Genomic DNA, 11307 nt, shown 5'->3' with positions numbered 1-11307 from the left:
GCCGCACGGGTGCGTCGGCCGACATGACCGCCAGGGCGGCGGTGATCAGGACCAGGTTCTTCACCACGAACTCGCCGGTCATGGTGAGCAGCAACGGGTTGCCCGCCTGGAACGCGGCGGCCGGCTGCACGACCAGCACCAGGAAAGTCCCGGACAGGTGGAGCACGACGAGCAGCGCTACCCAGCGCAACCGCCGACCCACCACCAGGGCCACCCCCAGCACCACCTCCAGCAGCCCGAGCGCGAACACGAACGCGCCCGGGTCGAGCCACGGGACGGTCCGGGAGACCAGGTCGGCCACCGGTGTCGCACCGGCCACCTTGAGGGCCCCGAACCACACGAACACCACGCCGAGCGAGCCCCTGAGCAGGGGAACGCTCAACGCCCGCAGGGCATCCGCACGCGCGTCCAGACGGGACGAGAACTCGACCATCCGCATCACTTCCTTCGCGAGCGGGACCACGTCGGCCCGCCACAGGACGTCGGCCGATCCACTGGTCCACACTGACCGGAATCGACTGGGAGCGCTCCCAGAACTGTAACGGTGAGGAAACGCGCTGTGAAGACCCCGTGTCTCAGCGTGGTCCGAAAGGCCCAGCGGTCGTCAACCGGTCGGCGTGCCGAACCACGCGGCGACGGCCTGCGGCTCCAGCGCCTCGCCGTGGAGCGGACCGCTGCCGGCGACCGCGCCCGCCCGGTGCCACCACTCGGCCTGCTCGGCCGCGGTCAGGCCGTCCACGACCACCTCCGCGCCCGCCGCGCGCACCAGCGGCACGAGGCAGGCCAGGTGGTCGGCGTCCCCGGCGAGCTGCCGCGCCACCAGCCGCCGGCCCACCCGGACCTGGCGGACGGGCAGGTCCGCCACCGCGGCCAGGTCGTCCGGGCCGAGGCCGACGTCGTCGAGCGACGTGCCCACGCCGAGTTCGGCGAGCACGGTCAGGCCGTCCACGGCCTCGGGTTCGGCCGGCAGGCCCGCCGGCATCCCGACGACCAGCCGGTCGGCGGGCAGGCCCGTGTCGCCGAGCACCCGCCGGACCCGGCGCACCAGGTCGCCGTCGCACCACTGGTGCCGGGTCATCCCGACGTGCAGGGTGCCGGTGAAGCCCGACTGCCGCCACCACGCGACCTGCCCGCACGCCGTCGCCAGGTGCCACTCGCCCAGGTCCAGGACGAGGCCGGTCCGCTCGGCCAGCTCCGCGCACGTGTCGTGCCCGACCGGCTCGCCGCCGGGGCGCTCCCAGCGCAGGCGGGCGGACACGCCGACCGGCGCGCCGTCGGCGAGGGCCGCGACCGGGGCGTAGCGGGCGACCAGCTCGCCCTGCTCCAGGGCGCCGGGCATCCGCACGGCCAGCAGGTCGGTCTCGCGGTCGGCGAGGTCCTGGTCCGGGTGGTGCAGCTCCCACTGGCCGCGCCGGCCCGCCTTGGCGCGCCGCAGCGCCTGCTCCGCGGCCCGCAGCACCTCGGTCGGCGAGGAGTCGGGCGGTGGGCGGCGGACCACGCCGACGCTGACCGTGACCGCCAGGCCGTGCCCGTCGAGGTAGACGGGTTCGGACAGCTCGCGGTTGATGGCGGCGACCGCGGTGCCCACGTCGGACGTGGTGGCGGTGTTCTCCACCAGGACGGCGAACTCGTCGCCGTCGAGGCGGGCGATCATGGCCTTCTCGCGCGCCAGCACGGCCTTGAGCCGCTGCGCCACGTGCACGAGGAGGCGTTCGCCGGTGGCGCGGCCGAGGCTGTTGCACACCATGCCGAACGCGTCGAGGTCGAGGTGGAAGAGGGTGACGCCGCGGACCGGGTCGGCGCGGCGCAGCGCGCTCTCCAGGTGGGTGGTGAAGTACTGGCGGTTCGGCAGGCCGGTCGACACGTCGTGCAGGGCCTGCCGGTGCAGCTCGGCCTGGAGCAGCATCAGCTCGGTGCCGTCCTCGACGACGGCGACGAAGTGGCCGGGCTGGTCGGGTTCGGCGCCGCCGCGGACCAGGGACACCGTGAGCGAGGTCCGGGCGACGTCGCCGTTCGCGCGCAGCAGGCGCTGCGCCTGGCTCATCCGCTCCCGGTCGCCCGACACCAGGCCGCGCAGCCCCTCGGCGAGGTGCCGGCGCGAGTCGGGGTGCACCAGGTCGAGCAGGTCGCTGCCCACCAGCTCGTCGGTGGAGCGGCCGAGCATCTCGGCGAGGGCCGCGTTCACCCGCACGACGCGGCCGTCGAGGTCGGTGACGAGGACGCCGCTGGCCGACGACGTGACGACCTCGTCGAACCGGGCCTCGCTCTCCCGCAGGTTCCACTGGGCGTCGCGGACGGCCTTGAGCAGCGACAGCTGCATGGACTCCTGCTGCTCGAACACCGCGCGCCGGTTCGCCGCCAGGAAGCCGCAGGACAGCGCGCCGACGCCGAGCGCGACCCGCTGCGCGTGCGCCTCGGCGGGCTGGAACTCGGGCAGCGCGAGCAGCCCCTTGCCGAGCACGTCGACGGTGACGCGCAGCCCGGCCTCGCCGACGTACCCGAGCGAGACGAGCCGCTCGCCGATCCGCTCGACCGGCCGGGCCTCGAACGGCTCGGCGTGCAGGGCGGCGCACAGCGCGTCGAGCCGTTCGGTCAGCTCGCGGTCGAGGTCGGTCCGCGACAGCGGCACCACGACCGCACCGCTGAGCAGGTAGGACCACTTGCGCGCGAGCAGTTCCCGGCCGCGTTCCGGCTGGGCTGCCTGTGGCCTGCGAGTGGGCTGCGGCATTTCCGTTGCCTTGCTGTGATGTGACGAGTTCGCGGCAGTTTACCCACGCCCCAGCGGTCCGGGCTCGACCATAAGCGTGAAAAAAGATCACACTAATAGGTATTCGACCACTCGCCGTCACTTCATGAGCGTTCCTATGATTTCCTGCCGACGCCCGCGTAGACGAGCATGTTCATCCCCGGTTCCTCCGCGATGTCCGCGGGCCCTTCCGGACGCCACTCGCCGCACCCCACGAGACCGGGTTCCACGAAGTCGAACCCGGCGAACAATTCGGTCACCGCGCGGTGCGGGCGCAGGGTGACCTGGTCGGGGCTCTTGCTCCGCCGGATCACGTCGGTCGCCGCGGCGAGGTCGTCGCCCTGGTGGTCCGCGGTCACGTGGGTCAGCGCGAGGAAGCTGCCGGGCGCCAGCGCGTCCCGGTAGCGGCCGACGAGCGCGGCCGGGTCGTCCTCGTCCGGCACCCAGTGCAGCATCAGCAGCATGAGCAGCCCGACGGGCTGGTCGAGGTCGAGCAGCCGGCGCGTCTCCGGGTCGCCCAGGACGGCGTCCGGGTCGCGCATGTCGGCCCGCACGACACCCGCCAGGTCGTTCCCGACCAGCATCAACTCGCTGTGCGCGACGGCCACGGGGTCGCGGTCGACGTAGACGACGCGGGCGTCGGGCACCTGGGCCTGGGCCACCTCGTGGACGTTGCCGACGGTCGGGATGCCCGACCCGATGTCGAGGAACTGCCGCACGCCGCGCCCCAGCATGAACCGCACCACGCGCCCCAGGAACGCCCGGTTGACGCGGGCCGCGGTGCGCAGGCCGGGCATGGCCTCCTCGATCCGCTCGCCCACCGCGCGGTCCACCGCGAAGTTGTGCCCGCCCCCCAGCATGTAGTCGTAGGTGCGCGCCATGCTCGGCACGGAAATGTCCACACCGGGTGGAATCCATTCGCCTTGCTTCATTGTCCACACCTCTTCCCGGGTCACCGCCCCTTTTCCGGGGCGTACGGCGCGAACGGCCGACCGCAGCAGCGTCGCTCTACCGTCCGAGTGACAGTGACCCACCCGAACGGGCGCTGTCAACGTCCACCGAACGGGTCTTATCGTGGTCCGTCCCTTTCGGCGAGAACAGGAGCGACGATGGCCGTCCCGGTGGCACCCGGTCGACTGCCGTTGCTCGGGCACAGCCTGGAGATGTTGCGCAAGCGGCACGCGTTCACCTCATCACTGCGCGATCACGGCGAGGTGGTGCGGGTTGATCTCGGAAAGGTGCAGACCTATTTCGTGACGAGCCCTCGACTCGCGCACCAGGTGCTCGTCACCGACGGCGCGCGTTTCCGCAAAGGCGCGATGTTCGACAAGTTCCAGCCGTACCTGGGCAACGGGCTGCTGCTGTCGAACGGCCCGTTCCACCTGCGGCAGCGGCGGCTCGTGCAGCCCGCGTTCCACCGCGAGCGCCTGGAGCGCTACACCGGGGTGATGGCCGGCGCGGCGGCGGCGCTCACCGCGTCGTGGCGGCCCGGTGGGGTGCGGGTCGTCGAGCGGGACATGCAGGAGCTGGCCGCCGCCGTCGTCGGCGAGGCGCTGTTCTCCACCGAGCTGGGCGCGGCGGCCGTGGCCGAGGTGCGGCGGTCGGTGTTCACGGTGATCAAGCAGGGCATGGTGCGCGCCCTGTCGCCGTCGTTCGTGGAGGCGCTGCCGCTGCCCGGCAACCGGGAGTTCGACCGGGCCGTCGCCCGGATGCGCGCGGTCGTGGTGGACGTCATCGCCGCCTGGCGGGTCGAGGGCGTCGACCGCGGCGACCTGCTGTCCACGCTGCTGCTCGCGCGGGACGACTCCGGCGACGGCATGACCGACGAGCAGGTCCACGACGAGGTGCTCACCCTGCTCACCGCGGGCGTCGAGACCACGGCGCTGGCCCTGGCCTGGGCGTTCCACGAGGTCGCCCGGCACCCGGCGGTCGAGGAGCGGCTGCTCGCCGAGGTCGACGACGTGCTGGGCGGGCGACCGCCGGCGTTCGCCGACGTCGGGCGGCTCGTGCTCACCGGGCGGGTCGTCGACGAGGTGCTGCGGCTGTACCCGGTGTGGGTGCTGATGCGCCGCGCCACCGCGCCCGTCGACCTCGCCGGGGTCGCGGTGCGGCCCGGCACCGAGGTGATCGTCAGCCCGCACGCCCTGCACCACGACCCCGCCGTGTTCCCCGACCCGCACCGCTTCGACCCCGACCGCTGGGCGACCGCCGACGTGCCGCGCGGCGGGTACGTCCCCTTCGGCGCCGGTGCGCGCCAGTGCCTCGGCAACGCCTTCGCCCGCACCGAGGTCGTGGTCACCCTCGCCACCGTGCTCGCCCGCTGGCGCCTGGCGCCGGTGCCGGGCAGGCCCGTCCGGACGAGGTTCACCTCCGCCGCCTACCCCAGCGGCCTGCTGATGACGGCGGTCCCCCGCTAGCCCCGAACCCCCGATGGAGGTCGTTCAGTCGTGCGTTGGTCCCGTTCCCGGTCGTTCGCCGCCGTGCTGCTCGCAGCCGGGCTCTGCCTGGTGCCCACCCCCGCCGGCGCCGCGGTGTCGTGCGAGGAGGTCCGGGTGCCGGTGACCGTGGCCGGCACCGGCCAGTCGATGGCCGGGACGCTGTGCGCGCCCACCGGCGCGTCGACCGTGCAGGTGCTGATCCCCGGCGGCACCTACAACCGCTCGTACTGGGACGTCGCCTACGAGCCCGGCACCCGCTCCTACCGGCGGGCGATGAACGGCGCGGGCATCGCGACGCTGGCCGTGGACCGCCTCGGCACCGGCCGCAGCTCGAAGCCGCTGAGCGCGCTGGTCACCGCGACCACGCAGGCCCAGGCGGTGCACCAGGTGATCCGGACGCTGCGACCGCGGTTCTCCCGGGTCGTCGTCGGCGGGCACTCCATCGGCGCGGCCATGGCGCTGGTCGAGGCCGGGCTGCACCGGGACGTGGACGGCGTGCTCGTCACCGGGTTCACGCACCGGATGAACCTCATCACCGTGCTGCCCGTGCTGGCGGGCATGATCCCGGCGGCGCTCGACCCGGTGCTGCGCCGTGAGCACGGGCTGGACCTCGGCTACCTCACCACCGGGGCGGGCAAGCGCTACGGGTCGTTCCACGTCCCCGGCGCGCTGGTGCCCGGGGCGATCGACTTCGACGAGTCGACCAAGGACGTGTTCGCCACCACCGAGGCCGTGGACACGATCGTGCTGAACAACGTCGTCAGCCCCTTCACGCGGCTGGTCGACGCGCCGGTGATGGTCGTCGTGGGCGACGACAACCACTTCTGCGGGCTGCCGCTGGGCAGCGACTGCTCGTCCGGCGAGGCGCTGCGGGCGTCGGAGGCGCCGTACTTCTCGCCGGCGGCGCGCCTGAGCGCGTTCGTGCTGCACGGCTACGGGCACTCGATCAACTACGCGCCGAACGCCCCCGACTACCACCGCGCCGTCGTGGAGTGGACGCGCGGCCTGGGCGCATGACACGCGGGGCGTGAACGCATGACACGCGGGTCGCGAGCGCAGGACACGCGGGAGGGGGCGGGGCCCGTGCGGGTCCCGCCCCCTCGTCGTGCCCGGTCAGGCCGGGGTCAGCCGGTCAGCTCGGCGCACGTCTTCGCGTCCGGGTCGGCGGCGGCCTTGGGCACCCACCGCACGTTCGCGAACGACGCCTGGAACGCGCCCTCGGTGTAGACCAGGAACGGCGTGTTGACGTTCTCCAGGTCGAGCCCGCCCTGCTCGAAGCAGGCGACCGGGACCTTGACCGTGGACCTCACGCCCGTCGGCAGCCCGGTGAACACGTTCGTGGCGTTGACCTCGGCGAAGCACGGGTAGGTGCAGTGCGTGCTGATCACCGTCCGCGCCGCGGGCGCCTGGTGCACCACCACGTCGAACACCAGCGCCGCCTGGGCGTTGACGTACCCGCGCAGGTCGCTGCCGCCCGCCGGGTCCTGGAGGTAGAGCTGCCCGGCGCCGGAGCCGGTCCAGGTCGTCTTCAGGCCGTCGCCCTGCACGTTCACGTCCGCCGGCACCACGGTGATGTTGGTGTGCGCGGCCTCGGCGTCCGGGCCCAGCTCCGTGCCGCTCCAGTTGTCCGGGGAGCCGATGAAGCTCTTGTACGGCGCCACGTCGATGCGGTTGAACAGCTCCAGGTCCTCGGTCGCGACCCCGCCGCCACCGCCGCCGGAGCAGCCGAACTCCGGCGAGGACTCGTCGAGCGCGCCGATGTTCCGGTGCGACCAGCTCTTGAGGCCGTAGCCGGGCTTGAACAGCGGGTCGTAGCCCTCGTCACCGGGGTTGAGCGGCGTCTGGCACGCCGACTTGGGCCACGAGTAGGACAGCGTGCCGGTGTAGCCCGGGTAGGTGTGCCGGCCGCGGACCAGCAGGTCGACGACGCCGCCGCCCTCGGTGCCGGGCAGCCACGCCGCCACGAACGCGTCCGAGCGGTTCAGCTCCTTGTTCACGTACAACGGGCGGCCCGACACGTAGACGGTGACGACCGGGGTGCCCTTGCCGCTGACCTTGTCCAGCACGGCCAGGTCGTTCGGGTACAGCTTGGCGGCCTCCAGCGTGCGCTTGCCGATGTCGCCGACGCCCTCCGCGTACGGGGTCTCGCCGATCACCGCGACCACCGCGTCGAACCCGGCCGGGTCGACGTCGCCGGTCTCGCTGAACACCACGTTCGCCTCGCCGAGCGCCTCCTTGAGCCCGCCGAGGACGGTCTGGCCGTTCGGGAAGTCGGCGTTGGTGTTGCCGGTGCCCTGCCAGGTCAGCGTCCAGCCGCCGGTCTGGTTCTGCATCGAGTCGGCGGACTTGCCGACGACCAGCACCTTGGACCGCTTGCCCAGCGGCAGCGTGCGGTTGTTGTTCTTCAGCAGCACCTGCGACTTGCGGACGGCCTCGCGGGCGACCTCGCGGGCCTCCAGCGCGTCGGCGTCGCCGGCGTGGCGGCGCTCCGAGGGCTTCTCGCCGTCCAGCACGCCCGAGCGCAGCTTGACGCGCAGGATGCGGGTCACCGCGTCGTCGATCCGCGACATGGCGATCTGGCCGCCCTCGACCTGGGCGATCGTGTTGGCGATGAACGCCTTCCAGTCGTTCGGCACCATGACGACGTCGATGCCGGCGTTGATCGCCTGCGGGCACGAGGCGTTGGTGCAGCCCGCGACCTGGCCGATGCCGTTCCAGTCGGACACGACGAGGCCGTCGAAGCCCATCTTGCCCTTGAGGATGTCGTTCAGCGCGAGCTCGCTGCCGTGCAGCTTGCCCTCGGCGATGCCGGCCCCCTCGTTGTTCCACGAGTTGAACGACACCATCACGGTCTGGGCGCCGGCGGCGAGCGCGCCGTAGTAGCCCTGGCCGTGGACGTTGATCATCTCGGCGACCGAGGCCGGGTTGACGCCCTGGTCCTTGCCGCCGATCGTGCCGCCGTCGCCGATGAAGTGCTTGGCGGTGGCGAGCACGCCGACGTTCCGCCTGCTCCTGCCCTGGAGGCCGATGGTGGCCTCGTAGCCGTAGGCGCGGGTGATCCGCGGGTCCTCGGAGTAGCCCTCGTAGGTGCGGCCCCAGCGGTCGTCCAGCGGCACGGCCAGGGTCGGCGCGAACGCCCAGTCCTGGCCGGTGGCGCGGATCTGCTCGGCGGTGGCCTCGTGCACGTCGCGGATGAGGCACGGGTCGTGCGCCGCGCCCAGGCCGATGTTGTGCGGGAAGACGGTGGCGCCGTAGACGTTGTTGTTGCCGTGCACGGCGTCGATGCCCCAGATGACGGGCACCTTCGTGCGGGTGGCCCTGGAGGCGTCCCAGTAGGCGTCGGCCAGCGACAGCCACGCGTCGGCCGGGGCGTGCTTGTCGCGGTTCGGCCAGGAGCCGCCGCCGTTGAGCACCGACCCGATGCCGTACTCGCGGACCTCGTCCGGGGTGATCGCGGCGATCTCCGGCTGGGTCATCTGGCCGACCTTCTCGGCCAGGGTCATGCTCTCGACGATCTTCTTGACCCGCCGCTCGTCGGCCGCGCTGGAGTCGACGCGGCTGTCGACCCTCGGCCAGTCGGACAGGGTGGGCAGGGTCTTCTCGATGCGGGCGCAGCCGTGCTCGGTGCGCGGCTCCCCGATGACCGGCTGGCGGGGTTTCGGGTCCGGGGCGGCACTGGCCACGCCTCCGGTGAGGAGGCCGGCGGCGAGCACCGCGGCGAGCGCGGCGCTCAGGGATCTGCGGGACATCGGTGTTCCGTTCGTCAGGGCGACGGCTTTGTCGGGCCCGATCCTCGTTCCGGTACCGGTTCCGGTCAAGTGGGTGAGAGCGCTTCCGCGCAGGTAGTTGTTCCGGAACAACACGCGTCCCGGCATTCGTGATTCCTTTTCACATTCACCTTCTGCCGAGACGCCGAATCACGACTTCACCGGTTAAGTGACCACCGTTACTTGACTCTGGAGTAGATAGCGCGGCAGTATTCCACCTCGGGAAGCAACGTCCACTGAGGACTCATCCGCCAAGTCCTTCCCGATCGCGAAAGAGCACATCATGAGGTCACCCCTGTCCCGCCGCGCCCTGGTCCTGGCCGCGGCGGTCGCCCTCACCTCCCCCACCGCGGTCGCGCAGGCCGCCGACAACCCCTACGAGCGCGGTCCCGCGCCCACCACGGCCACCATCGAGGCCGCTCGCGGGCCGTTCGCCACCGCCCAGACCACCGTCTCGTCCCTGGCGGCGTCCGGGTTCGGCGGCGGCACCATCTACTACCCGACCAGCACCGCCGAGGGCACCTTCGGCGCGGTCGCGATCTCGCCCGGCTACACCGCGGCGCAGTCGAGCATCTCCTGGCTCGGCCCGCGCCTGGCCTCGCAGGGCTTCGTCGTGTTCACCATCGACACCAACTCCCGCTACGACCAGCCCTCGTCCCGCGGCGACCAGCTGCTCGCGGCCCTGGACTACCTGACCCGGTCCAGCTCCGTGCGCTCCCGGATCGACCCGAACCGCCTGGGCGTCATGGGCCACTCGATGGGCGGCGGCGGCGCGCTGGAGGCCACGAAGGACCGCCCGAGCCTCCAGGCGTCGATCCCGCTGACCGCCTGGAACACCACCAAGAGCTGGCCGGGCGTGCAGACGCCCACGCTGGTGATCGGCGCGGAGGACGACTCCGTGGCGTCGGTGACCACGCACTCCGAGCGGTTCTACACCGGACTGCCGTCCACCCTGGACAAGGCGTACCTGGAGCTGGCCGGCGCGAGCCACTTCGCGCCCAACACCTCCAACACCACCATCGCGAAGTACAGCATCTCCTGGCTCAAGCGGTTCATCGACGACGACACCCGCTACGAGCAGTTCCTGTGCCCGGCGCCGCGCGGCACGGCCATCTCGGAGTACCGGGACACCTGCCCGCACTCCTGACCGGTCCCGCCCTGTTCGACGCGTTCGACGACGCACGCGTCCACTGGTGCCGTTCGCCCTGTTCAGCGGGGTGAACGGCACCACGTGCCGTAGGTTGGAAAGCGCTTGCCGGCAGTGAAGGCAATGCGTTACCGTCCGACCTGGGAGCGTTCCCAGAATCCTGCTCGCAAGGAGGCGACGCATGACTCTGCGCAATTCCCGGGTCCTCCGCCGAACCCTGATCGCGCTGGCCGCGTCGCTGGCGCTGGGCGCGACCGCCCTGACCGGCGAGGCGCCGGCCGACGAGGCGCCGGCCGCTTACCCCAACCCCGGTGTCGTGACCGGCGACGTCGGCGTGCACGACCCGTCGTTCGTCAAGACCCCGGGCGGCACGTACCTCGTCGCGCACACCGGCGACAACATCGCCCTCAAGACCTCCACCGACCGCACCGCCTTCCGCGACGCGGGCCAGGTGTTCCCCGGCGGCGCGCCGTGGACGACCTCGTACACCGGCGGCAGCCGCAACCTGTGGGCCCCGCACCTGTCCTACCTGAACGGCCGCTACCACCTCTACTACTCGGCCTCCACGTTCGGCTCGAACCGGTCGGCGATCTTCCTGGCCACCTCCGCGACCGGCGCGGCCGGCTCGTGGACCGACCAGGGGCTGGTGGTCGAGTCGCGCACGTCGGACGACTTCAACGCCATCGACCCCGACCTGTTCGTGGACGACTCGGGCCGCTGGTGGCTGAACTTCGGCTCGTTCTGGTCGGGCCTCAAGCAGGTGCGGCTGAACCCCTCGACGGGCAAGCGCTACGACAGCGCCATCCGCTCGATCGCCGGGCGGGGCGGCGGCGCGATCGAGGCGCCGACCCTGGTCAAGCGCGGCTCCTGGCACTACCTGTACGTGTCGTTCGACCGCTGCTGCCAGGGCGCGGCGAGCACGTACCGGGTGGTGGTGGGCCGGTCGACCAGCCCGAACGGGCCGTTCGTCGACCGCAACGGGGTGGCGCTGACCTCGGGCGGCGGCACCGAGGTGCTGGCGGGCCACGGCGGCGTCCACGGGCCTGGCCACCAGGACGTGTTCACCGACAGCGACGCCGACGTCATCGCGTACCACTACTACGCGGACAACGGCAGGTCCCTGCTGGGCATCAACCTGCTCGGGTACGACTCGGCCGGCTGGCCGTACGTCTACTAGCAGGTCAGGACGTCCCGGCGGCGCACGGGCGG

At 72.2% G+C, this 11307-nt stretch carries 8 protein-coding genes; 4 read left to right on the top strand and 4 right to left on the bottom strand.

Annotated features, from left to right (window positions below; translation table 11 throughout):
• The 3 genes from ACR807_RS38730 to ACR807_RS38720 form a co-directional block, all read right to left on the bottom strand.
• The coding region (locus tag ACR807_RS38730) for a DoxX family membrane protein (protein ID WP_438926505.1) at window positions 1-505 on the bottom strand (505 nt) is incomplete at its 3' end.
• A 99-nt stretch (window positions 506-604) separates the two neighbouring features.
• Complete coding sequence (locus ACR807_RS38725) at window positions 605-2728, bottom strand: putative bifunctional diguanylate cyclase/phosphodiesterase (RefSeq protein WP_438926504.1); 2124 nt, start codon at window positions 2726-2728, stop codon at window positions 605-607.
• A gap of 134 nt (window positions 2729-2862) precedes the next feature.
• Entirely contained in the window at window positions 2863-3678 is an 816-nt protein-coding gene (locus ACR807_RS38720; RefSeq protein ID WP_438926503.1) for an SAM-dependent methyltransferase, read from the bottom strand.
• Between the two features lie 177 nt (window positions 3679-3855).
• Here ACR807_RS38720 and ACR807_RS38715 point away from each other — a divergent pair, with 177 nt between their 5' ends.
• Window positions 3856-5163 carry a cytochrome P450 gene (locus ACR807_RS38715; protein ID WP_438926502.1) on the top strand — a complete coding sequence of 436 codons (1308 nt, stop codon included), beginning with the start codon at window positions 3856-3858 and terminating at the stop codon, window positions 5161-5163.
• A 30-nt stretch (window positions 5164-5193) separates the two neighbouring features.
• Window positions 5194-6201: an alpha/beta hydrolase gene (locus tag ACR807_RS38710; protein WP_438926501.1), complete on the top strand. Its 1008-nt coding sequence runs from the start codon at window positions 5194-5196 to the stop codon at window positions 6199-6201.
• Window positions 6202-6308: 107 nt separating this feature from the next.
• On the opposite strand, the gene ACR807_RS38705 is transcribed toward ACR807_RS38710, so the two are convergent.
• Window positions 6309-8933 carry a glycoside hydrolase family 3 protein gene (locus tag ACR807_RS38705; RefSeq protein ID WP_438926500.1) on the bottom strand — a complete coding sequence of 875 codons (2625 nt, stop codon included), beginning with the start codon at window positions 8931-8933 and terminating at the stop codon, window positions 6309-6311.
• 283 nt (window positions 8934-9216) lie between these two features.
• Between ACR807_RS38705 and bdeA the strand changes: the two genes are divergently transcribed.
• Window positions 9217-10098 carry a bis(hydroxyethyl) terephthalate hydrolase gene (gene bdeA, locus ACR807_RS38700; RefSeq protein ID WP_438926506.1) on the top strand — a complete coding sequence of 294 codons (882 nt, stop codon included), beginning with the start codon at window positions 9217-9219 and terminating at the stop codon, window positions 10096-10098.
• Window positions 10099-10279: 181 nt separating this feature from the next.
• Entirely contained in the window at window positions 10280-11275 is a 996-nt protein-coding gene (locus ACR807_RS38695; protein ID WP_438926499.1) for an arabinan endo-1,5-alpha-L-arabinosidase, read from the top strand.
• Window positions 11276-11307: the final 32 nt, after the last annotated feature.

This window comes from Saccharothrix sabaoui (assembly GCF_051756985.1).
Lineage (GTDB): Bacteria > Actinomycetota > Actinomycetes > Mycobacteriales > Pseudonocardiaceae > Actinosynnema.
This window is presented reverse-complemented; position numbering and strand designations above follow the sequence as displayed.